A 22,541-nucleotide genomic window follows, 5' to 3' on the forward strand; every position below is an offset into this window, starting at 1 on the left:
TGAAAATGATCTATGAATACCACTTTTTAATTGCATTGCTTGTTACGGTGATGATAGAGATAATGGTACTTTTCACTACTGTCCGTTATCTCTTCAAAATAAACCGGACATCGATCCCTGATTCATTGTTGCTATTCACAGGGACTTTTTGTTCATTTTCAACACTTCCGTACCTCTGGTTCGTACTGCCAATGTTTATCAAAACATATTCTCATCTGGTTGCCATCGGAGAGGTTTCAGTGATCCTGGTGGAAGCTGTGATCTACTTCTTCGTATTGAAGGTCCGTATTGAAAAAGCACTCTTCATGTCCTTCATCTGTAATCTTGCTTCCTTTTTGGCAGGAATTTATTTGTTTTCTCTTTTTTGAGTTATTGCTGACCTCCCCTTTTCTTGAGATATAGAATTGCTTCCATAGAAAAAAGCAACGAAAATTCTGATATTTGAGATCGTTATTCTCTTAATTCAATGGTGTTTTCTTATATTTCAGCATGAATTACCGTGTTCAGCTCTGGTTCCACCCGGGGGTCCAGAGAATACCTTCTATATCTTCCGTCCTTTTCAGCTAGCAATAGTTCGTTTGTGGTCATCTTTTTCAGGTGGTATGAGACCGTGCTGTTGGTGATGCCAAGGACTTCTGATATCTCATTGTTTGTCATACCCGGCTTATCCCTTATCATCAGGAGGATTCGTTTTTGATTTTCATCCTGCAAAAAGGGAGCTATGATCCGGGCTTGATCGCTGTAGGTCGAATTGTTCTGAAAGAACCTTGGAGAGCTTCCATGATCGGATACAATGATCTTATGTTCGCTGTGCAGCTTTTTCAGATGGTATTTTACAGTACCGCGGTTTAGCTCAAGACCATGGGATATGTCAGCTACACTGCATCCCGGATTACTTACGATATGATCAAAAACATCGTTCCTGTTCTTATTTGCAAATATCAGATTGAACTGTGCCAGTATAAGGGGAGACAGTTTGGCAAGGCCAATCGCTGCCAGAAATACGGTAAAGATATGTATCATCTGCAATTTTAAAGGAAGTTCCCAGAAACTTAAGGTTCTATCTGCTCCTTCATAATGGTAACCTGGTTCATACATCTCCTCGCTGGCTGGCACTACGACGTATTCACCTGTGTCTGTATTGTATTCGGATTCAACATATACGATCCCGCATGCCAGAAGTGGTACTAGAAATAAGAGCAGGATTGCTAGTATCCATTTGTTCATTTAATGCGAATAAGATTTTATAATGTATAAACATTTCTTAAATTTCAAACAATTGCCTAAAAATAATCTCTCTGATTTTCATGTACATTTTTCAGTTCGATGAAATGGACACAAACAATTTATAAAAGAATGTTACATTGGTGACATTATAAAAATTTAGTAGACTGTTATATGTTGATAATTGGAGAATGAGGTATTTGAAAAGGACTAAGATTTTACTTGTATTGCTCTTGATGTGTTCTGCATTTTTCTCAGTGGGCTGTGTGGATGAGCAGCTCACGGCAGAAGAGATAGTAGAGCAAATGCAACAGAAAGAAGATAGTATTGAGGACTACTCGTGTACTATGTACATCACATCTTCGTTAGGCGAAGAGGACAATGTGGTGGTATATGAAATGCTCTTTAAAAAGCCACGTAAGATGAGGTCAGTTGTAATACAACCTGCCGAGAAGGCAGGAAGTCTTGTAGTTTCAGACGGAGAGACCATCTGGACATATCTTTCACATGAGAACAAGGTCGTGCAAAAGGGAATGCCTGATATTTCGGAGGTTGGTCATATGGATTATATCGGAATGATCGGAGATGTCCTGAATGAGAGTGATGTTTCATTTTTGGTTTTTGAAGAGTTTGATAACAGGGATGTTTATGTGATCGGTCTGATTCCAAAAGAAGAGGATGAAACCCCTCTCTTTGGAAGTAACGGAAAAGCCTGGATCGATAAAGAAACCTGGGTGCCGCTAAAATATGAAAGGTACGATGAGGATGAAAATCCGATGCTCTCATATGAGATTCGGAACCTGAAGGTGAACACCGGCATTTCAGATGATGAATTCGAGTTTAAAATACCAGGAGGTGCAGAGGTAGAGATCATTGATCCTATTGACATAAATGAAATTGCTGCTCCGGAAGAGGTCACATTGGAGGAAGCTAAGGACACTGCAGGGTTTGACTTACTTTTACCTTCATATATTCCGGAAGGCTATGAGTTTGACCGAGCACTGATCTTCAACAATAGTGCTACCTTTGAAGAAGATGTTTTTGAAAAGGTCATATTGGTATATAATAAGGGAGATGACTGGATCCGTATATCAGAAGTAGTTTATGAAACCGGTTCTTCGGATATATCTGAGTTAGATGATGCGGAAACAGTTGATATCAATGGTTCCGAGGGAAAATTTGTAGCTTTTGTTCAAACCAATCTCTTAAGATGGACGACAGGAGATATTGAACTGAGCATACTGGGGATGGAGGATAAAGATGAGATCGTGAAAGTGGCGGAATCCATGGATTGATCTGATAAAGTTGCTTTCTTATGTCTATTTCATCGGATTTTTTACTTTTCATTTCGGTGAAATGGACATAAAAGTTTTATAATGTGATATTACATTTGATAATGGGACTGTTGAAGAGAGTATGTTTAATATTTAAACTTAGTTTTGCAAGTACTCCTATTTTTATAATAGTTCCTGCAGGCATTGTGATAACAGACATGACTGCCATTGAGGCCAACAGAGGGACGAGGGAGGAATTATTTAGCAATGGCAAAAGAAAATAGGGTTGATAAGAAAACCCCCGATATTGATCGGGAAAATTTTAAAAAATCCATTTCGCCTCCTAAAAATACAACGCATGATGACTATCTCTACTTGAACAAAAGGATTGAGAAGTTAGAGAAACGAGTTGCTTTTCTCGAAGGTAAGGGGTATACACAGGAGCCTGAAGTAAGAGTAGCACCAGCAGCTGAAAAAGTGATGGCTGAAAAAGTGGCAGCGGAAGCTTCCAGAGAAACGTACAAACCAACCGAGAATCTTGGATTCAAGATCTTCGGAGCAGTAGGTTTCGTGCTACTTATGCTTGGTATGTTCTACCTTTACAGTTACGCTGTTGACCAGGGATGGATAGGGATCCTTGAGCGTGTTGCTTTGGGGATTGCCTTCTCACTTGCGGTCTTAGTAATTGGGGAGATATTCAGAAGGAAAGAGTATGAGCGTTTTTCACAGCTCATTAACGGTGGTGGGATTGCACTGCTCTACTTCACAATGCATGCCACGTACCATTTTCAGGCATATAGAGAAGCGCTCAGCATGAGCCTTGGTATGAACACCGCATTACTTTTTCTTGTAATGCTCTTCGCTGTCTTCCTGGCACTTAGACAAAATTCAGTTATTCTTACAAGCTTTGCGTTTTTCCTTGGATATCTGGCAGCGTTTCTCACAGGGGGATCGCATCAGATGATGATATCAACCATCATCCTATCAGCTGGTCTGGTGATGATCCTCTGGAAGAAGAATTGGGGAATTGGTCTCTATCCTGTGATTGCCTCGTATTTACTGTACAGCATATTTTTCTTCGACTCGAATATCCTTCGCGGAACAGTGGTATCTCCTATTGTCTATTATGCTATTGGGTATCTCATCTGTTTCTTCGCACTCTTCAATATGCTGAGTATCATTCTCGAAGACAAGGAGAACTATTCTCAGAACATTATCAGTATGGTTATTAATGCATTTGTAACATTCGGTTTCGGGCTTGCTGTAGTCTGGCATTATTGGTATTCTTTCAGAGGTATATTTGTAGTTCTGCTGGCAGCAGTGTACCTGGGGTTAGCATATTTCACAAAACAGAAGGAACTCAAGAACCTGTCCCGGACGTTCTTCATTCTGTGTGTCACATTCCTCTCGATCGCGGTATATGTCCAGCTTGAGGATTTCTGGATAGCACTCACATGGGCAATTGAAGGATTCCTCCTCGTTTACATAGGTGTCAAGCTTCATAATCTTGATCTTCGATACATGGGATACATCGTTCTCGCTGCAGCTGCGATCCGATCATTGTTATGGGATAGCACAGGCTTAATGTTCGCTGAAAGAACGATCAGTATGTTGTCAATAACCCTTGCTCTGTACGGGGCAGCATACCTTGTTTCACATTTAAAACTTGAAGATGAGGAACAACTGGTCCGGGAACTATTAGGGATTGCGGCTACGGTTATTCTAACTATCACTCTCGCGATAGAGATCACTGACAGCACAGGTTTATTTGCTGTATTTTCCGAGAATGCCAGACAGGTTCTCCTCTCTGTGGTCTGGGCTACGGAATCCGTAATCCTTATTGTTGTTGGATTCCTGGGGAAATCAAGTTCTCTCAGGACTACTGGTGTGGTACTCTTTGGTATTACTGTGGTGAAGATCCTAGTTATTGATCTTAGTAATCTTGAAATGATCTACAGGATCGTCGTCACGATCATCGTAGGTCTCATAGCGTTGAGTGCTTCGTTTGCGTATGTGAAGAACAAAGAACGTATTCAGGAGTTCTTACAGGAAAATGACTGATCGATTAGGGGATGGTATGGAAATCAATGAGTGGTTATCTCCTCAGGGATATACATCCTCTTCAGTTCGATGAAATGGTCACAAACAATTAATACTAAATTTATCGTTATAATTATTAAAAAAAAGTAGAATGACGAGCTTATGAATAATCCTGGTAAAATACATCTGAACTACATACTATATGCATTTATATGTGCAGTCATTGGTGCAAACCTATTTCTGGTTTCCATTGGGCAAATGCTGACATCAAACATCTTTTACCAGGAATATCTTTTTGGACCGCTTCTTAGCTGGACAGCTTTTGGTACCGGCTTTGTACTTCTGGTGGCATCAATATTTTTTGTAAGGGAATCTTTTGGAGAATTGTAAGATGATGGACAATTTAACTGAGATACAAAAGAAATACATATTTTTCTTCTGCATTGGAATTTTTACGTTCTATCTTAGTGGTTATGTTCTCAGAGGCTTCCATCCACCTCAGAACATCTATTTGATGCTTCTTATCTATGGGATACTATTTGGAATCGGAATACTGTTCAGCAAGGAACGATCCAGTGTTTTTGTCGTAAATGCATTCGTAATATCGTTTGTAGCTTTACTTCTGATCTCTGCAGGTTTCTTTGCATGGGGTGCATATGGGCATATGAATTCTAAATCGATAAGTGCTCATCGATTAGATTATGTTCCTGAGGATTTTGTCGTTGTAACGCAAGAGGAGTTGAATGATTATCCTGCCCTGAAGGAAACTATCGAAACCCAGAGCTATGTGAAAGCGAGTCCCGGTGAATGGAGAAGAACAATTGAGTTCCTTGAAGAAAAGGGATCCTCTGTGATCAAGGTTGGGGATGAATATTATGGGATTGGATTCGATACTGCGTGATAAGTTGGAAATATCATAAAAATCTTTAATTACACAATGTCTGAGAACTTAATTTCGTTGAAGGTAAGTCAATGCAGGGAAACAAAAAGTCCGTAGTTGCAATTTTGATCACGTTGTTGTTGGTAGTGCTTGTTATCGGTGTGTTCATCTATCCCGGAGTCCGCATGGACGCGGAAGTTCCTGAAGTACCGGTAAATAATCTGTCTGTCTTTCAGGCAAAAGTACCTTCGAGTATCCTGCACGTCGATTTCGTGAACTCAACTGAAGACTTCAATAGTTCTGCAACCGATGTTTGTTTCTTTATTATCAATGATTCTATTGGGAATACGAAATTCAATGCAGATAGCTTTCATCCCATAGGGGAAGCAAAGATTGAAAATTCAAAGGAATACCTGATCCGGCAAGTAAAGGCCGGCAACTTTGTCACAGACAGGGGTGATTATCCCATGTCATCTCTTGGACGTGTCAGGATCACTGAAGTCGAATTTGTTTATTTCGATCGTTTTGCTGATTATCCGTATGACTATCGGGGTGAAACCACATACTATCCAACCTGGAAACTTACAACAGAAACCTCTAATTATGGGCATGAGATCCTGATGGTCAAGGCAATATCTCCTGATACATCCATATCATATACTGATGTTTATGACAGCATTACCGTGGCAGGATCATTAATATCTGATATGGCAGATGAGAATATTTCTGTCAGGGTCAATGCTGTCAAAGAACTCGTTGAAATGGATAAATCAGCAGTAGAACCTTTGATCCGGGCATTGGAAAGCTATAATCCGAAGATCCGGGAGAATTCAGCCCGGGCTCTTGGTAAGATTGGGAATGAAACTGCTGTGGAGCCACTTATTCATGCTTTGGGTGACAGGGACAGCGAGGTTCGAAACGCTGCAAAATTTGGTCTTATGGATATTGGTGATTCGGCATTCGAACCCCTTGTAAGGGTTGCGAACGATCTAAATGAAAGTCACGCCTCCCGGGTATGGGCGGTCCAGACTCTTGGTGAGATGGGGGAACCGGCAGTGGAACCTCTGATTTTTTTACTGGCTGATGAAACCGGACTTGATTCGACAGCAGCACATTCTTTGAGCATAATAGGTGAGCCTGCGGTAGAACCTCTTATCCTTGCATTAGATGACAATGACCTCAAAGTACGTAACCATGCTGCTGTGGCTCTTGGCAGGATTGGGGATGAAATAGCTGTTGAACCTCTTACCAAAGCATTGAACGATGAATCGGAACTTGTACGCACTTCTGCAAAAATAAGCATTGAAGGAATTGTAAACAAACACAAGTATGGTGCCATCGCTACTTATGGAAATGTGCCGGAATTCTATATTGGGGATGAGAGGGATCTGTGGATCGATGAACTTGCAATTATTGAAAAAGAAGTAAGTGATGATATGCTGGCATATACCTATCCGAATGGATCAGTGGTCACATATGGGCCTGATATAAATGGATTTATTGTTGTCGATATTCTGGACGATTCACAGGTCAGCACTTCTCTGATGGATGAGATCTATGGGATATTTGATCAGCAAAGCAGGCAGTTTGGTATCAACGAAGTGCCGGTAGTCTTCCAATTCCAGACCAACGAACCGGAAAATGGCTGATTTCCACAATGAAGTGCTGAGTTAAAAAATCATTTCGATTTTGGATCTTATCAGATATAAAACGTGGTGAGTATTGTAACAACGACCACTTACTGGTTCTATCTCTATTTTTTATGATTGTAACACTTCTCTTAAATACTGTGTCGTTCATCAATTACCTCTTTTCAGATTACTGCAACATGTTTCAGGCTAATTCAAAATACCGTTTCATCCTATTGTGGCTTGATCATAAATGTCAAGGATGGCATAAAATTGATCAAAATCACAAGTTATTGGAAAAATGATCATACTTGTTCTTCCTGGCAATTTTCCGGGGGTTCAGTTTAGAAATTCCATAGGCTTGATTATATCGATAAATTGGAGGATGAAATAATTGACAAGGATTAAAAATATACTTGTGTTGCTCTTGCTGTGTTCTGCATTTTTCTCAATGGGATGTGTTGATGAGCAGTTCCCAGAAGAAGAGATTGCAGAGCAAGTGCAACAGAAACTTGATGATTTCGAGAAGCAGAAGGATGATAAATTCGAGAAGCAGAAGGATGATGAATTTGAAAGTTCGGATGGCTTGATACAATTCACTGGTCAAGATGATGACATTCCAATTCAGGAAGAGCTAACATTAGATGAAGCAAAAGATACTGTCGGTTTTGAAATACTTTTGCCTTCATATATTCCGGAAGGGTATGAGTTCGATCATGCACTGGTTTATAGTAATGGTGCTACGTCTGAAGACAACATTATTGAAACTGTTATTTTAGTCTATAAAAATGGTGACGACTGGCTTCATCTATCACAAATATTTTCTGGAAACGAATTTTCAGGAATGCTTCCGGAGGGTGATGTAGAAACAGTTAGTATTAATGGTTCTGAAGGACAATTTTCAGCTCTTCTTGAAACCAATATTCTACGATGGACAACAAATGATCTGAAACTGAGCATAACGGCGAATATCGATAAAGATGAGCTTGTGAATATGGCTGAATCAATGGCCTGAACTGGCAAAGTTTTCCATGTCCTTTTCATCGAATTGTATCACTTTTCAGTTCGATGAAATGGACACAAACAGTAATCAAAAATTATTTGCCATTTACTATAAATATGTTCATTACCATTATGAATTCATCATGAACGGTGATGTTCTAAAAGGCTTCCATCCACCAGAGGCCATCTATTTGATGTGGCTTATTTTCTGGTAATTTTTACTACTGGTGTGATATTCAGCAGAGAAAGATCCCGTATTTTTACCTTAAATGCATTTGTAATATCGTTTCTGGATTTACTTCTGATATAGATATCTTTTTTTGCATGGAGTGCATACGACATATGAATTCTAAATCGATAGATTCTGATCGATGAAATTATGTTCCTGAGGATTTTGTCTTTGTAACAGAAGAGGAGTTTAACGATTACCCTGCCCCGAAGAAAATCATCGAGACTCGGGTCTATATGAAAGCTAGTCCCGGTGAATGGAGGCGAACAATTGAGTTCCTTGGAGAAAAGGGGTCCTATGAGATCAAGGTGGGGGATGTATTTTATTGGATTGGCTTTGATACTGCGTGATTAGGCGTAATCTGCGGGACTGTTTTTCTGGACCTTATTTATGATGGTGATCTATGAGACCTATTTTAATTTCGGCGGCTTATCCGTAATGAAATCGGTTTCAGTTTTGTGAAACATTCTTTATTTATTGGTCGCAGCATAATGTTTTTCGTGAGGGATAAATTTTGCCCTATCTGGTTGCTTGCCAACTTGTCGTGGAGTTTTATTAACTGTATTTAATTCTATTTTCCGTATCTTTTTGTTTTGTTCTTCTAGATATTAAAAAACCTTTACCATTCCGGTCCCTATTTTTGAACATACACTTATTTAATCAGTTGTTTATGAAAAATAAAATGCGGTCTATATTGGAACAACAGGTAAATGCTTTAGTTCTTCTATTTTTTCGGTCATAAACATGCCTTTTAAATACTGTATCGATTACCAATTACAATTTTTAGCGTTAAAGCAACATGTTTCAGGCTAATTCAAAATACCGTTTCATCCTATTGTGGTTTGATCATAACTGACAAGGATGAATTAAATGAATCAAAATTACACATTATTGGATAAACAATCTTACTCGTTCTTCCTGGCAATTCCCCGGGAGGTTCAGGCTTGATAGGCAGAAAAAAAGTAGTGATGTCATTTATTATGGCAATATTTGTACTTGCAGTTCCTTCACTGGCTACAACTAATTCTGTAGAAGTGTCTGATCTGAATGATATCAACTACAAAGGCTGGCTCAAAGAAGAGATTGAGCTATCAGCTAATGAGGAAATAGAACTGGGTAACTACACTTTGAATTATATCTATCCTCAGAGCGGTGGTACCTTTGTTGTAGGTCTGACCATTCAGGAAAAAAGGACAGATGGTGCTGGTAATGAGAGGTTCTATCAGATAGCAGATTTCAGCGGTCATGAAGATATTTTTGGTCTCAAAGGAAAAGTCATCTTTATTGAACGATCATCTCTGGCATTCAGGATCAATGAGGTCGAGAATGGTGACCTTAATCTGACAGTCTGGTCAAAAGATGATATCTTTTCAGATGTTGAGATCTCAATAGATGTTCCTGAATTTGTTCAGTTCTATAAGGATGAATCTGTGGACATACCTTTAAAAATAAACAATTCAGGTTCTCTTGATGAAATATTCGATCTTTGTATAAACGGTGACGGTTTTTATTCTTATGAATTTCTTTCTAATGGATATAAAGTATCCAAAATAAACGTGGATTCCGGAGATATGGATAACCTGAATCTCCGGCTTCACATAGATAAGAACTGTCCGGCTGGGGATTACAATTTAAGTGTAAGTGCTTCAGGAAGAAGTTCGGATACTTTATATTTGCCTTTCAGTGTTACAGAAGACCTGAACACTACAAGTGATCCGGAACTTAAGATGCAGCTCTCAAACCTTTATGTATCCGGAGAGGCAGGTTCAGAGATAATTGTACCTGTAAGGGTGCTTAATTCTGGTAACGTTGAACTTGAAAACATCGAGCTTGATGCGAGTTCTCCTGGAGGTAACTGGGACTTTGAGTTTTCAGAAGATGAGATTGAAAGGATTAATTTCGAAGAATACATGAATGTCGATCTCAGGATCAGGATTCCTTCTGAAACCGAAAATGGTGATTATTTTGTGGATATCAATGCTGTATCCGGTGATGTTGAGGCTGACGAGATGAAGTTGCGCGTCAATGTTAAAAGCAGCTCGAATTCAGTCTGGATCGGATTGTTAATGATAGTTCTTATGATTGCAGGTCTGGTCTTTGCAGCTAAGAAATATGGGAGGAGATGAAAATGCAAAAAGTACTTGAAATACAGAATCTGACGAAAAAATATGATGAATTTACAGCGGTTGATAATGTGTCTCTTGATATCAATGAAGGGGACCTTATTGGTCTTCTGGGTCACAACGGTGCAGGAAAGACAACCCTCTTTGTAATGCTTACAGGGCTTACAATACAATCATCTGGGAGCATAAAAGTACTCGGTGAGGATATCGGGAAAAATATGATGATGTTAAAGGAGAACATCAGTTTTCTTCCGGATAATACACTTTATTATGAGAACCTGACCGCAAAAGAGAACCTTGAATATTTCTGTGACCTGGCAGATGCAGATCGTTCAAAGGTCCCGGAACTTCTTGAGATCGTAGGTATGAGCAAGTGGGCAGACAAGAAAGTAGGCGAGTTCTCCAGGGGAATGGTGCAGAGAGTAGGATTCGCACAGGCGCTTGTAAAGGAACCGAAGGTTATCTTCCTTGATGAGCCTACATCAGGTCTTGATCCCGAAGCAAGGGTGGAGATGAACCAGCTTTTAAAGAAGCTTAATGACAGGGGAATCGCGATTGTAATCTCTTCCCATGTACTATCGGAGATCAAGGATATCTGCTCAAAGATCGCCATAATGAAACAGGGAAAGCTTGTTGCTTTTGATACTCTTGAGAATCTACGCAGGAAGGAAAATAGCAATGTCATCCTCCTGGAGACAAAAGATCCTGAGCTCACAGTGGAAGTCCTCAGTTCGATCGATTCTATCAAATTTGTTCGTGAAGGCAATATTTTCAGGATAACTTCTGAAGGGGATGTCAGGGAACGGATCAGCTCAGAACTGAGCAGCATAGGCATCATAATTTTGAACCTCCGGTATGAAACAGAGGATCTTTTCGAGATATTTGAAAAATATTATCAGGTGGATTAAATGAATCTTAACAGAATAAAAACCATAGCAAAAAAAGAGTTCTTTGATAGTGTGAAGAGCAGGTCCTTTGCGATCGTATTTGGAATTTTTCTAGTGCTGATGTTAACATCTTCAATTTCCGGTGTAAATCAATATAATGAGGATCTTCAGAGTTATCAGGAAACCATGGCAAGTTTTGAGAGTATGAAAGACAGTGTTCTATTCTTGTCATTTCCTGAACCGGATCTGATATCTGTACTGTTTGGAAACATCGTATCGAACATTGCAGTAATGGGTGCAATACTGGCAATAATGCTTGGATATAATGCGATTTCCGGTGAAAAAGAAAGAGGAAATCTGAAATTACTGTTGTCCTATCCTCTTTACAGGGATGATGTTATCAATGGGAAGTTCCTTGGAAAGATCGCAGTACTTGTCATGACCCTGATAATAACCGCCCTTATATCGGTATCTGTTGCATTGATAATGGGTTTGGTCCCAACTGGTGATGACATCATTAAACTGATGCTTTTCATGGCTGTTTCCATAGTATATCTTGTAACATTCTTAGGAATAAGCATATTTTTCTCAACGGTTTCCAAAAACGAGACCAGCTCGATGCTGAATTCGTTTATGTTCTGGATTGTCAGTGCGATACTAATAACTTCGGTTTCAGGTTTGGTTGCAGATGCCATGGTTTCGGATGGTCAGGGTTCCAATAGCGTATCTTTTGTCGTGTCCGGAGATGCTGGTTCAGGGGTTGATATGTCAGATTTTGAAGATGCATCCCAAGAAGTCGGTATGGATTTTTTTGATAGTTATGAAAAGAAGTGGAAAGTCCAGAATATGATTGAAGCTTTTATCTCACCCAGCCTGAATTATGAGCAGGTGGCAAATGCTGTTCTGGGAAATTCGAAAGAGAAATTTTCACTTATGTCCGATGATCCGACACAAGACCTTTCGGTCTTTGATATCCTCATGGGTAAAATGACAAATCTGGTCAGCATGTTCCTCTGGGCAATCATTTCTCTCATAGCGACTTATTATGTCTTTATGAGACAGGACATCAGGTGATTCTATATAGGATGGATATTCACGGCTAATAAAGAGAGATCTTCTCCCTTTTATTGGTTTTCGGACTCTGCGATAGCTATAAATTTTTTGTTTTATTCCGGTGCAAAAAAGTAATGTTGGGGTGTTTCAAATGTTTCTCTTTCATCTGTTCCAGATGTAGCTTTTTGAAATTATGATTCAATTGCTCAAACACATTGCCTTATATATTATGAAATAAAAGGAGTTAATGCTTATGATGGACCTCAATAATGGGAAAATGGCTGTTCTATTGATAACCATGTGCATACTAGCTGCAATCGCAGGGGCCGCGGTCAGTCCGTTCCTTCTGACTGATGATAATTCCGATAATCCTGTTAAAGAAGAATTACGTATTCCAGGTTCTCTTGTAAACGATGATGTCGTGGTCATTATTAAGGATCTGGAGAGTTCAAATCCGGGCAATGTTGTGATGGTAGATGATGGCTTTATTCTTAAGGGTTCAGCTGTAAACGAGTTTGATGAATTCTATTTCACCGATAGGGTCAGGTTTAATGAAATTCAGGTTTCAGCAGCACCTGTAGAAATTGAATATATTGTAAGTGATGGTAATATCAAATATTCTCAGGACCTAACCAAATATTACCTCTCTGAGGATAAGATCACTGAAAAGTTGTTTATTCCGGAAAGTTTACTGAATGAGAACATCAGTTCCATACTAGTTGAGCTAAATTCAACTTATGATCATGCTATCGATACATCCGATGATCAGGTCATCATCTCCGGAAGGTTGCCAATAAATGACTTCAACAAGGTCTATTTCTCTACCGGATCCAGTTTCGAGTGGGGTAAGCCTGATGGTGCTGAAGAGACTATTACATTGAATGTCTATGAAGATGATACTCTGTTGTATTCGGAAGATTATGCTAATTTCTATAACAGGGATTCATTGATCAACCTTGCTGCGGTTGAAGGGGGAAGTTTTGTGGTAGTTTCCTACGATGAACTTGAAAAACTTATCGAAGGCGATGAAGAAACGATCGAACACTTCAGCGCGGTGCTTGAGAACATGAACAATATTTCAGTGGTCAAAGGCAATATTATAGAAATTGGCACAACTGCTGAGGTAGGATGGGTCTGAACTTACATTGAGGGGATCTGGCATGGAAAAGAAAGATACATTTTTTGCGATTATCCTTGCAGTATCTCTGTTCTCATTATCATTGCTTCTTTTTTCACAGGGCATGTCAGATCTTTCTGTTTCTCTGAAAGACGGAAGCACTGTCGGGGTCGAGGTGCCTCTTATGTTCCCAATAAATTCGGTTTTCCTGATGCTTATAATGGCATCGGTTGCAACCTATTGTGCTACGATGTTTACCTCAGACATATTCAGTTCAGATAAACAGAATCTTCCTGAAGCGGATGAGTACCTTTCTGATCCCATTGTTAGTTCTAATTCGTCCAATGATGCTGATCCACGCCCGGAATTCCATAATTCAGCTACCGCCATATCACCATCATTCAATCCTGTCAGTAATGTTGAAAAGCCAGATGACACTGCACACAAAAAGGACCTTGTTGCAAGAGTTCTTGATGGTGATTCACGAAAGTTATACCGGATCATAGCTGAAAAGGAAGAGATCCTTCAGAGTGAACTTGTTCTGGAATCCGGATTTTCCAAAGTAAAGGTAAGCCGTATTCTTAAAAAGCTTGAAGATAAAGCACTGATAGAAAGAAAGCCTTATGGGAATACGAATAAGATTGCTATTTCACTATGAAACGAATGCTTCTATAACAGTATTTCTATAACTGATATTGCTATTGTTAGGTTTTATCAGGTGAACCATTTTACAATTTATTCGCATCATTCCATCTTCTTCAAACAAAGACAGTAAACCTCTATCCCAGCACCACGGCATGCTGTCATCCTGCTGTTGTCAATATTCGTACAAACGATCCCCAGCCTTATATCCTCAGGATCGACCCCATACTTTTCAGCATAAGGGAGCTTGAACCTCTGCACCTGACCGATGGCATTGTCCTTTGCGTTGATCTCTATCTCTATCAAAAAGTGCTTTCCCTGCTCGTCGATAAAGACCGCATCTATTCTTCCACCATCAACTTCCACTTCGATCTCGTGGAAGGTAAGTCCGGTTTCGATCAGTTCCGGCAGGCTGGTGATCATCCTTGAGATGTCATCTTCGGAAATGTGGCTAGAGTCAAGTGCATCTTCCACACTGGAAGAATTCAGTATAAGGTTCAGGTACTGGACAACGGTTGTTAATTTGTTGTTCTTCACGTTAGGGTGGACTGAAATATTTTTTTCATCACGTGAATGGATGAGAATACCTACATTGCTGAGATTCTTCTTGCGTGAGATCGGAAGGGAACCTCTGCCTTTACTTACAACACCGACCGTGTTCCTCCGGCTTAATATTCGGATATTTTCCAGAACATCTTCCTGTTCATCCTCTGAAAGTTCCTCTATAGCAATTATTGTATAATCGCAATCATGTTCTTCCTTGATGGCCTGAAGGGTCCTTAATGTCGATTCCGCTACTTCTACCGGAGTGTCATCTCTTACATAGTACCTGAAATTATCCATACTATCACACTTACAACCTCCCGATATAAAATCAAGTACTACTTGCATAGGGAGTTTTTGTAATTCCAAATTGAGCTTCAAAGATCGAATTGAAAATTATTTATTAGTACATTTAAAGGTGCTGACTGGGGGAACTAAAGAAAACCTTATTCTGATCGATCACAAACATTTCTCCTCTTTTGGAATTTTGTCGGAATTCTCTTGAAGATTTACAGTATAATGCTTATTATCTATTTCTAATTAATTTGAAACCAATATCTATTTATATCTATTTCAACATTATTCGAAATACGAAGTTTCAATATTATTTGAAATAGCTTGAAGTTACTCGAATTACCAGGATTGCTCTATGGTAAAGATTGGATGTGATCGTATGAAAATAGAAATACTCGGTACCGGATGTGCAAAGTGCGTTAAGACAAAAGAAGTAGTTGAAAAAGTTCTTCAGGAAAGCGGACTACAGGCGGATGTTGTCAAGGTTGAAGATTTTGAGACTATTCTTTCCTATGGTATAATGATCACTCCGGGACTTGTCATTGACGGTGAGGTAATGGTTGCCGGCAGAGTTCCCAGTGAAGACAATGTAAGAAAATGGATCAATGGATAAACGGGCAATAATACAGTTTCATGTCCATGATACAGAATTAAAATTACAAAATTAGAAAAGGTGCTAAAAATGACTGAAAGTATGAAATGTGGTTGTGAATGTGAATGCGAGTCGGAGATCGTTGGTATCTATCCATGTTCAGGCTCAGCGAATGTAGGTATTATCTCTAATCAGCTGGCAATAGAACTGACTAAAGCTGGAAAGGGCAAGATGCTGTGTACCTCCGGAATAGGTGCTAAGGTCCCTGGTCAGTTGAAGTCTGCAGAGGGGTGTGACAGGGTTGTTGTGATAGATGGCTGTCCAATGAACTGTGCCTCTAAGATTTTCGAGAACGCCGGGATTGCAGTGGATGGACATATTGTTGTCACTGAACTTGGCGTGAAGAAGACAAGGGATATGGATATCGAGGATTCAGTTATCTCAGATATTCTGGAAAAGTGTGTCAAGCTTTTCTGATCGATCCCTGTGATCTTTGTGAATACGAAAAGGATACTAAAATTACTGTGTCCACTAAAAAAGTGATGTTATAAGATACATGACAGGTGCGAGTCAGCCGGATAATCCAAAGATTCTGCTCCCCTGTCAATTTACTCTGGAGGAAATGATACTATGGTTGACGTGTTCTATCCCATGCAGTGGATAGCAGATAAGGTCACCTACGATCTACTTGGGATCGAAGCCACCACAGGTCTTGCAAAAAGCCTGAATTTTATTATCTACGATGTACTGAAGATATTTACACTTCTTTCTGTAATGATCTTCCTGATAGCTTACATGAGGTCCTATATTACTCCTGAGAAATCCCGAAGGATACTTGGGGGCAAAAAAGGACCGGTATACAATGTAGCAGCATCAATTGTGGGTACTGTCACTCCGTTCTGTTCATGTTCATCCGTTCCGATCTTCATCGGTTTCATTGAAGCGGGAGTGCCTCTTGGTGTGACATTTTCGTTCCTCATCACTTCTCCTCTTGTGAATGAAGCGGCCATTGCTGTACTTTGGGCCACACTGGGATTCAAGGCTACTGCACTCTATGTTGTTTCAGGTGTTGTTATCGGTGTTGTCGGTGGCTATATCATAGGCCTGCTCAAGCTGGAACGATACGTTGCAGATTTCGTCTACAATGTCCACTCTCTGCCTTTCAAAGAAGCTGAGATGGCTTCAAGACAGAGGCTCGATTACGCTGTTGATGAGGTCAAAAGCATCGTTGGTAAGGTCTGGTTATATGTTATTATAGGTGTAACTCTTGGAGGTATATTCCATGGTTTTGCTCCAGAAGGGATACTTGCACAGTATGCAGGAAAAGATAATCTCCTCGCTGTCCCTGCTGCAGTACTAATAGGCGTACCACTCTATTCCAATGTCATGGGTCTGATCCCTGTAGTTGAAAGTCTCATTGGAAAAGGGCTTCCTATTGGTACTTCTCTGGCATTCCTCATGTCTGTTACTGCAGTATCACTGCCTGAGATGATCATACTGAAAAAGGTCCTGAGCAATGAACTGATCGCCCTGTTCGTGTCTATCGTGGCAGTAGCTGTGATATTCACAGGATATATGTTTAATGCGGTTCTGTAAAAAAGGATACCTGATGAGCAAGATATTGATCTTGCTCTTCTTGTTCTTTCAAAATGTATTTCTTCCTTGTAGGGAAATCAGTATATTCTGTCAATACAACATTTTAATAAGTTAATGGGGGTCACATGAAACTAATTATCTTATCAGATACTCATATTAAGTCCGGGCAGTCACTTCTTGAGTTGTTGCCGGGTGATCTGGTCACAATTATCAAAAATAGTGATATATTGATCCATGCAGGGGATTTTGAGACGCTGGAATGTTACAATGAATTGTCCGGTTTGGGAGACCTTGTGGCAGTCCACGGAGATACTGATGTTCCTGAATTGATGGAACTACTGCCTGAAAGGCAGGTCATTGAGGTTGAGGGTGTAAGAGTAGGGGTCATTCACAAGGGCCAACTGACATCAGATAACCCGGACGGCCTGCGCTATCTGGCAAAAGAGATGGGTGTGGATGTCCTGATCTTCGGTCATTTCCACCATCCGATCATCGAGGATTATGAAGTACTTCTGCTCTCCCCGGGCAGTGCGATAGTGCCTGGAATTGCTGAACCCAGCGCCATAGAGCTTGAGATATTTGAGGGTAAGGTAAAAGGAAGGGTGATAAGGTGTGATGGGGATGTGTGTAGTTATTTTGAGTATGAGAGGAAGTGAGTTCAAAGCTCCTTATCTTTGATCTTTCAATTCCTCCATCTCAGTTTCTCTGGAACTTGATCTTTATTTTTTGGCAATCAGTTCATCATGGCAGGCCGGACTGCAATGTTACTGTCTTTCGATGTTAGTTGTAAGGTCAAAAGGGCTTGCATAAAATGGTGCTGTGGTAACTACAAAATCTACTGATGCTGCATATTTTGGGATATCCTCAAATGTAATACCGCCGACAGCAAGCTCGAGTTTTGGATTTATTTCCCTTAGCTTTGGTGCCACTTCTTTTAGCTCCTCGGGGGTGTAATGGTCAAGTAGCAGTATGTCTGCAATAGGTGCATACTGGAAAACCTCTTCCTTTGTGCGTGGTTCTATCTCTATCTTCCTCATAGCCCTGAGCTTTTCAAAAGAACCGACCACGTTGAAGTGGTTCTGTGTTATCAGGATGGAATCACTGAGAGAATTTCGATGATGGTCTCCGCCACCTACATGTACGGACTTCAACTCGTATTTGCGAAAGCCGGGATGTGTCTTTCTACTTGTGGCTATCATTATGTCAGGATTCACTTCTCTTGCACTGTCCACCATTCTCTTTGTCTTTGTTGCAATGGCGCAGGTCATTGAAAGAAATGTCTGTGAGATCCTCCATAGCTTGAAAAGTTTACGTAGATCACCTTCTGCTTCGAAAAGAACAGCATTCTCTGCAAACTCCTTCCCGTTTTCGAGATGCATCTTCACTTTCAAGCCTTTCTTTTCATAGAATTCTGCCAGGTCATCCGCACAGGAGGCAATACCCGGGTCTCTTGACCTTATAGTCAGGCTTCCTTCTCCTTCGATACCAAGGAGTTCTGTGGTCTCATCTCCGTAGGGGCAATCCTCAAGCAGATAATGTTCGAATTCTTCAATCATCCTGTCACCTTTTACGATCTATCAATACAGTCACTGTCTTATTGCATTGATCTCTTCTTATGGGTTGCAAATATCGATAGGGTATATAAATAGCTTGTTAACTTCTTCTCAAATTAACGCTGTTAAGTTATTAATTCATACAGTTGTTTACATTTTTACTGCATGCACAGCTCCTTTAATTACCTCTTTTGCGTATTAGAAAGAGTTTTGCAGAGGCGGTATGGAAAAGATCATGATTCTGGCAGCAAGCACGCCAAATATCTCTGTGATTTCCATACCTGACCTCTACATTAAGCACTGTTTTGGTGCCTGCACATATGTGATGACCCTGTTTCCCTGTTCAAGACTTTCCTTATTCCACTGCCGGAGTAGATGAACTTATACAGGGAATACGGGTGAGATGCAGGGGGGGTCGATCATATAAGTGTGATTTCGAGCCTATGGTGCATTCTTGATCATTTGCTCTCATGACTGGTCGAAGCGTTATGTTATCGTTATGTATGAATGAACATAACGGTTATATATCTATCGATTGGTTCTCTGACCTTTTTCCGATAAATTGATATCTCCAAAAAATTATTGCTATAGCATGGAACTATCAGTTATCGTAGAAACACTTGAGGAGATCGCACCTCCTGAACTGGCAGAGGATTTCGATGTTGGAAGGATCGGCCTTACTCTTGATCTGGATAATGATGTCAACAGGATAGCTGTTGCACTTGATCCTACGGAGTATGTTCTAAAACGTGCAGCTCAGATAGGTGCGGACCTGCTTATTACCCATCACACGCTGATATTCCATTCTGTGAACCTGATCTCAAAAGAGCTTGCAGGTCTTTTAAAGATCGCTCTTGACAATGGTATTTCCCTTTATTCCATGCATACGAACTATGACAGGGCTGAGGGTGGTGTTAATGATGTGCTTGCCCGGCGTCTTGGTCTTGGTGATGTGAAGGATGTAGGCATGGGTCGGATCGGCAGGATCGATGATTGCTCTGTTGATGTTTTCGTGAATCATGTTTCAAAGAGCCTCAACACTCATCTGCAATATGTGGGTGAGAAGGATTCCATAAGAAATGTAATGGTGTTTGGTGGGAGTGGCTTTAAGGACGATTTCCTTGACATAGCAAGAGAGCACAATGTTGATGCATATGTTTCTGCTGAGCTTAAGCATGATGTACTGCGTAATTATGATGATATCTTGCTTGTGGATGCCACTCATTATGCTACAGAGAACCCTGCAATGGAATCGCTTTGTGAGCGTCTGAAGAACATGCTCAACATTGATGTGGAATTTATTGACAACGATCCATTTATCGGAGTGTTATGAATGAACTCTAAAGAAGAAGCATCGGCAGTAGCAGCAGGAAAAGAAAATGAAGAAAATGGAGCTTCAGAAGAACTGACGGATGAAGAACTGGATGAACTGATGATGGAACAGTCTAAAGCTCCCGGGTGCAAAAAACACAGGGGCTATGGTAAATTTGACAAACCTCCTGTTAATCGGGGAGTAGCAGTAAGTTCTGATGATAGCAAAGAACAGGGCAAAAAAGAAGGCCAGAAATGAGTCCAGAAATGGAGATCTTTAATATCAGAAAAAGAAATCAAATAACAAACAGGAAACATATTAGGAATAACTTGCACATTGTAGCTGTTCCTGCTATGCTTAATATTGCATATCTCAGAGTTTATTCCTGTTTGTTTTTAACTTTTTTAGGTCTTATTCTTTTATTTTATTATCAATTACTCTTTTACCGTATTCTGTGGGTATGATAGTTAGTTCTGCATCTGGGAATTCCTGCCTTAAAGGTTCATCCTGTGCGATCCTGTCCATTGTTAGGGCAACTGCAGCAACTTCTGAGTGTGGCTGGTTGCCTACTGCAACATTCCAGTCTGCCATGTCATATATTTCAGTAGGTACTTTTTCGGCACCGACAACGATCATGAGCTTCTCACAGATTTTGATATCCTCGGTTGCATCAGGCAGGTTTATGCCGTACATGGAAAGATGGCAGACCTTTCCGCCTTCTTCTTTCCATTTTTCTATCTCAGCTTTCCAGTTCACATCGTTCTCGACGTAAAAGTTTCCTCCCCATCGATCTGCAACGTCTTCAATGGCATTCTTAATGCCTTTGTCATTGGATGCAAGAAGCATTCCTTCTGCACCAAGTGCCCGGGCTGTCAGTCCAACATGGGTGGTAATTCTCTTATCTCTCTCTGGACGATGACCCAGACGGAGTATTACTACTCTTGGCATCGAACTCATATCTCCTTGAAGCTCTGGATACGTTCCAGTAGCATTCCTTCTGCGATGAATGGTGGTTTTGCATTAGCATTCTGGAATGCAGTGTTCAGTTTTGCTTCTTTCTCAGCATAAATGGTGAACAACTTATCTCCTTCTTTGATCGGTTCGCCCAGCTTTTTGTGGAGAACTAAACCTGCTCCTTTATCATTTGGAGCACCTGCGATCCTTGCGATCTGAACGAGCCTTTTGTTGTCAAGTTCCAGGATATATCCATTGGTAGGGGCAAGAATGTCTTTAGTGAATTCGCCCACCGGAATATCCTTGTGGGTTACATTCGGGTTTCCGCCCTGTATCTCGATGATCTGCTTGAACTTCTCAAGGGCTTTTCCGTTCTTCAGGGTCTCGATAGCAAGATCGTATCCCTGGTCCCTGGCAGCCACTCCTCCCATCTCGAGAAGCATTCCAGCCAGTGATGCACTCTTCTCTATCAGGCTGTTAGGGCCATCGAAGTTCTCAAGGACCTTTAATGCTTCAATGACCTCAAGTGCAGGACCAACTGTACGTCCGACAGGTGATGCGCCGTAGGTTAAAGCACAGTCAACATCCATTCCAAGCCTGTCTCCCAGATTAATGAGATCTCTTGCAAGTTTTCTTCCTTCCTGGACATTTGGTATCTTTGTACCTGGTCCGGTTGGTATGTCCATTACAACGTGAGTTGCACCAATTGCACCTTTCTTTGCCATAATAGATGCCAGCATCTGGCAGTGTGGATCAATGGATAGCGGATACTCGACCTTAATGAGCTTGTCATCAGCAGGTGCGATGTTTGTGGCACCTCCCCATACAAGAACGCCACCAACTTTTTCGGTCATCTTCTTTATCTCATCAGCATCGAACTCTACCGGTGCAAGGATCTCCATCAGGTCAGCAGTCCCCCCTGCTCCGGTTATTGCTCTTGAACTGGTTTTTGGTATGACGAGTCCATTAGCTGCAACTATGGGTACTATAAGAAGTGATATTTTGTTACCAGGCACTCCTCCTATGGAATGTTTATCCATGATCAGGTGTGTATCGAACTCAAGCTTATCACCTGTTTCGATCATGGCTCTTGTTAACCATTCTGTTTCATCATCTGTCATGTCGTTAATGTATGTTGAAGTAAGGAAGGCTGCAAGTTCGATCTCACTAAGATTTTCTTCCACAATGTCCTTTACAAGTGTATCGACCTCTTCTTTAGTGAGCTTTTTTCCATCCATGACCTTTTTGATGATGTATGTCGACATCGGTCTTTCTGCAGGGAATACCTCTATTGTTTCGGTCCATTCCTTTTGCATAGCTTCCTTGACCTCATGGTAAAGGCCGATCATTCCCGGTGATATCATGTCCTCGGTAAAATCCACAATGGCTGTAAGCGTTTCATGATTCTTTATTCGAACGCGATCTCCTTCATTGACACCAAGCTCTTTTGCATCGATGGTGTTCAGGATTACTTTGTATTTGCCAACTTTGATATCAATAGGTTGTACTTTTAGTTGCATATTTTTCACCTTAAACTCTGTACTACTTTTGTTTTTGTGGATAAATAGATTTACATTGCTTATTCATTGTGGGTATGT

At 40.6% G+C, this 22,541-nt stretch carries 23 protein-coding genes; 18 read left to right on the plus strand and 5 right to left on the minus strand.

The features are described from left to right. Positions 1-5: 5 nt before the first annotated feature. The gene (locus J7W08_RS02505; RefSeq protein ID WP_233085080.1) at positions 6-368 is read left to right on the plus strand and encodes a hypothetical protein; all 363 of its coding nucleotides are present in this window, start codon (positions 6-8) and stop codon (positions 366-368) included. A 109-nt stretch (positions 369-477) separates the two neighbouring features. Here the strand turns inward: J7W08_RS02505 and J7W08_RS02510 are convergent, their stop codons facing one another. Further along, entirely contained in the window at positions 478-1,227 is a 750-nt protein-coding gene (locus J7W08_RS02510) for a winged helix-turn-helix transcriptional regulator (RefSeq protein WP_233085081.1), read from the minus strand. A 197-nt stretch (positions 1,228-1,424) separates the two neighbouring features. On the opposite strand from J7W08_RS02510, the gene J7W08_RS02515 reads away from it, so the two are divergent. The 11 genes from J7W08_RS02515 to J7W08_RS02565 all read left to right on the plus strand — a co-directional run bounded on the left by J7W08_RS02515 (position 1,425) and on the right by J7W08_RS02565 (position 14,115). Then, positions 1,425-2,519, plus strand: coding sequence for a DUF4367 domain-containing protein (locus J7W08_RS02515; RefSeq protein WP_233085082.1), 1,095 nt, complete (start codon positions 1,425-1,427; stop codon positions 2,517-2,519). A 246-nt stretch (positions 2,520-2,765) separates the two neighbouring features. Beyond that, positions 2,766-4,559, plus strand: a complete 1,794-nt coding sequence (locus J7W08_RS02520; protein ID WP_233085083.1) for a DUF2339 domain-containing protein — start codon at positions 2,766-2,768, stop codon at positions 4,557-4,559. 141 nt (positions 4,560-4,700) lie between these two features. Beyond that, complete coding sequence (locus J7W08_RS02525; RefSeq protein WP_233085084.1) at positions 4,701-4,928, plus strand: hypothetical protein; 228 nt, start codon at positions 4,701-4,703, stop codon at positions 4,926-4,928. Position 4,929: 1 nt separating this feature from the next. Then, complete coding sequence (locus tag J7W08_RS02530) at positions 4,930-5,439, plus strand: hypothetical protein (protein ID WP_233085085.1); 510 nt, start codon at positions 4,930-4,932, stop codon at positions 5,437-5,439. 71 nt (positions 5,440-5,510) lie between these two features. Further along, on the plus strand, positions 5,511-7,067 hold the full coding sequence (locus J7W08_RS02535) for a HEAT repeat domain-containing protein (RefSeq protein WP_233085086.1): 1,557 nt from the start codon (positions 5,511-5,513) through the stop codon (positions 7,065-7,067). A gap of 373 nt (positions 7,068-7,440) precedes the next feature. Then, entirely contained in the window at positions 7,441-8,061 is a 621-nt protein-coding gene (locus J7W08_RS02540) for a DUF4367 domain-containing protein (RefSeq protein ID WP_233085087.1), read from the plus strand. A 1,160-nt stretch (positions 8,062-9,221) separates the two neighbouring features. After that, entirely contained in the window at positions 9,222-10,403 is a 1,182-nt protein-coding gene (locus J7W08_RS02545) for a COG1470 family protein (RefSeq protein ID WP_233085088.1), read from the plus strand. A gap of 2 nt (positions 10,404-10,405) precedes the next feature. After that, positions 10,406-11,308, plus strand: a complete 903-nt coding sequence (locus J7W08_RS02550; RefSeq protein ID WP_233085089.1) for an ABC transporter ATP-binding protein — start codon at positions 10,406-10,408, stop codon at positions 11,306-11,308. Further along, positions 11,309-12,361 (plus strand): ABC transporter permease subunit, encoded by a 1,053-nt coding sequence (locus J7W08_RS02555; protein ID WP_233085090.1) that lies wholly within the window; start codon positions 11,309-11,311, stop codon positions 12,359-12,361. Positions 12,362-12,593: 232 nt separating this feature from the next. Then, positions 12,594-13,478 (plus strand): hypothetical protein, encoded by an 885-nt coding sequence (locus tag J7W08_RS02560; protein WP_233085091.1) that lies wholly within the window; start codon positions 12,594-12,596, stop codon positions 13,476-13,478. Between the two features lie 22 nt (positions 13,479-13,500). Continuing rightward, complete coding sequence (locus J7W08_RS02565) at positions 13,501-14,115, plus strand: helix-turn-helix transcriptional regulator (protein ID WP_233085092.1); 615 nt, start codon at positions 13,501-13,503, stop codon at positions 14,113-14,115. An 86-nt stretch (positions 14,116-14,201) separates the two neighbouring features. Here the strand turns inward: J7W08_RS02565 and J7W08_RS12255 are convergent, their stop codons facing one another. Beyond that, positions 14,202-14,942 (minus strand): endonuclease NucS domain-containing protein, encoded by a 741-nt coding sequence (locus J7W08_RS12255; RefSeq protein WP_375141057.1) that lies wholly within the window; start codon positions 14,940-14,942, stop codon positions 14,202-14,204. A gap of 373 nt (positions 14,943-15,315) precedes the next feature. Here J7W08_RS12255 and J7W08_RS02580 point away from each other — a divergent pair, with 373 nt between their 5' ends. The 4 genes from J7W08_RS02580 to J7W08_RS02595 all read left to right on the plus strand — a co-directional run bounded on the left by J7W08_RS02580 (position 15,316) and on the right by J7W08_RS02595 (position 17,780). Next, a complete protein-coding gene (locus J7W08_RS02580; protein ID WP_233085093.1) occupies positions 15,316-15,549 on the plus strand; it encodes a thioredoxin family protein in 234 nt (77 codons plus the stop codon). 69 nt (positions 15,550-15,618) lie between these two features. Beyond that, complete coding sequence (locus tag J7W08_RS02585; protein ID WP_233085094.1) at positions 15,619-16,005, plus strand: putative zinc-binding protein; 387 nt, start codon at positions 15,619-15,621, stop codon at positions 16,003-16,005. 153 nt (positions 16,006-16,158) lie between these two features. Then, positions 16,159-17,124, plus strand: a complete 966-nt coding sequence (locus J7W08_RS02590) for a permease (protein WP_233085095.1) — start codon at positions 16,159-16,161, stop codon at positions 17,122-17,124. Positions 17,125-17,249: 125 nt separating this feature from the next. Next, a complete protein-coding gene (locus tag J7W08_RS02595) occupies positions 17,250-17,780 on the plus strand; it encodes a metallophosphoesterase family protein (RefSeq protein WP_233085096.1) in 531 nt (176 codons plus the stop codon). A gap of 108 nt (positions 17,781-17,888) precedes the next feature. Here J7W08_RS02595 and J7W08_RS02600 read toward each other — a convergent pair whose 3' ends face one another. Beyond that, on the minus strand, positions 17,889-18,680 hold the full coding sequence (locus tag J7W08_RS02600; RefSeq protein ID WP_233085097.1) for a beta/alpha barrel domain-containing protein: 792 nt from the start codon (positions 18,678-18,680) through the stop codon (positions 17,889-17,891). 589 nt (positions 18,681-19,269) lie between these two features. Between J7W08_RS02600 and J7W08_RS02605 the strand changes: the two genes are divergently transcribed. Beyond that, positions 19,270-20,010 carry a Nif3-like dinuclear metal center hexameric protein gene (locus tag J7W08_RS02605; RefSeq protein ID WP_233085098.1) on the plus strand — a complete coding sequence of 247 codons (741 nt, stop codon included), beginning with the start codon at positions 19,270-19,272 and terminating at the stop codon, positions 20,008-20,010. Beyond that, positions 20,011-20,247 (plus strand): hypothetical protein, encoded by a 237-nt coding sequence (locus tag J7W08_RS02610; protein WP_233085099.1) that lies wholly within the window; start codon positions 20,011-20,013, stop codon positions 20,245-20,247. It begins immediately after the preceding gene. A 153-nt stretch (positions 20,248-20,400) separates the two neighbouring features. Here the strand turns inward: J7W08_RS02610 and J7W08_RS02615 are convergent, their stop codons facing one another. Then, positions 20,401-20,937, minus strand: coding sequence for a tRNA (cytidine(56)-2'-O)-methyltransferase (locus tag J7W08_RS02615; protein WP_233085100.1), 537 nt, complete (start codon positions 20,935-20,937; stop codon positions 20,401-20,403). Positions 20,938-20,942: 5 nt separating this feature from the next. Further along, positions 20,943-22,463, minus strand: coding sequence for an AMP phosphorylase (locus tag J7W08_RS02620; RefSeq protein ID WP_233085101.1), 1,521 nt, complete (start codon positions 22,461-22,463; stop codon positions 20,943-20,945). Between the last annotated feature and the right edge of the window lie 78 nt (positions 22,464-22,541).

This window comes from Methanococcoides orientis, from assembly GCF_021184045.1.
In the GTDB taxonomy this organism is placed as follows: Archaea; Halobacteriota; Methanosarcinia; order Methanosarcinales; family Methanosarcinaceae; genus Methanococcoides; species Methanococcoides orientis.

Excerpts from the sequence above, each read along its gene's own strand:
- J7W08_RS02590 (WP_233085095.1), top strand. The coding sequence starts at position 16,159 with ATGGTTGACGTGTTCTATCCCATGCAGTGGATAGCAGATAAGGTCACC.
- J7W08_RS02585 (WP_233085094.1), top strand. The coding sequence starts at position 15,619 with ATGACTGAAAGTATGAAATGTGGTTGTGAATGTGAATGCGAGTCGGAG.
- J7W08_RS02620 (WP_233085101.1), bottom strand. The coding sequence starts at position 22,463 with ATGCAACTAAAAGTACAACCTATTGATATCAAAGTTGGCAAATACAAA.
- J7W08_RS02600 (WP_233085097.1), bottom strand. The coding sequence starts at position 18,680 with ATGATTGAAGAATTCGAACATTATCTGCTTGAGGATTGCCCCTACGGA.
- J7W08_RS02520 (WP_233085083.1), top strand. The coding sequence starts at position 2,766 with ATGGCAAAAGAAAATAGGGTTGATAAGAAAACCCCCGATATTGATCGG.
- J7W08_RS02555 (WP_233085090.1), top strand. The coding sequence starts at position 11,309 with ATGAATCTTAACAGAATAAAAACCATAGCAAAAAAAGAGTTCTTTGAT.
- J7W08_RS02510 (WP_233085081.1), bottom strand. The coding sequence starts at position 1,227 with ATGAACAAATGGATACTAGCAATCCTGCTCTTATTTCTAGTACCACTT.
- J7W08_RS02560 (WP_233085091.1), top strand. The coding sequence starts at position 12,594 with ATGATGGACCTCAATAATGGGAAAATGGCTGTTCTATTGATAACCATG.
- J7W08_RS02605 (WP_233085098.1), top strand. The coding sequence starts at position 19,270 with ATGGAACTATCAGTTATCGTAGAAACACTTGAGGAGATCGCACCTCCT.
- J7W08_RS12255 (WP_375141057.1), bottom strand. The coding sequence starts at position 14,942 with ATGGATAATTTCAGGTACTATGTAAGAGATGACACTCCGGTAGAAGTA.
- J7W08_RS02615 (WP_233085100.1), bottom strand. The coding sequence starts at position 20,937 with ATGCCAAGAGTAGTAATACTCCGTCTGGGTCATCGTCCAGAGAGAGAT.
- J7W08_RS02565 (WP_233085092.1), top strand. The coding sequence starts at position 13,501 with ATGGAAAAGAAAGATACATTTTTTGCGATTATCCTTGCAGTATCTCTG.
- J7W08_RS02580 (WP_233085093.1), top strand. The coding sequence starts at position 15,316 with ATGAAAATAGAAATACTCGGTACCGGATGTGCAAAGTGCGTTAAGACA.
- J7W08_RS02530 (WP_233085085.1), top strand. The coding sequence starts at position 4,930 with ATGATGGACAATTTAACTGAGATACAAAAGAAATACATATTTTTCTTC.
- J7W08_RS02595 (WP_233085096.1), top strand. The coding sequence starts at position 17,250 with ATGAAACTAATTATCTTATCAGATACTCATATTAAGTCCGGGCAGTCA.
- J7W08_RS02610 (WP_233085099.1), top strand. The coding sequence starts at position 20,011 with ATGAACTCTAAAGAAGAAGCATCGGCAGTAGCAGCAGGAAAAGAAAAT.
- J7W08_RS02525 (WP_233085084.1), top strand. The coding sequence starts at position 4,701 with ATGAATAATCCTGGTAAAATACATCTGAACTACATACTATATGCATTT.
- J7W08_RS02550 (WP_233085089.1), top strand. The coding sequence starts at position 10,406 with ATGCAAAAAGTACTTGAAATACAGAATCTGACGAAAAAATATGATGAA.
- J7W08_RS02505 (WP_233085080.1), top strand. The coding sequence starts at position 6 with ATGATCTATGAATACCACTTTTTAATTGCATTGCTTGTTACGGTGATG.
- J7W08_RS02535 (WP_233085086.1), top strand. The coding sequence starts at position 5,511 with ATGCAGGGAAACAAAAAGTCCGTAGTTGCAATTTTGATCACGTTGTTG.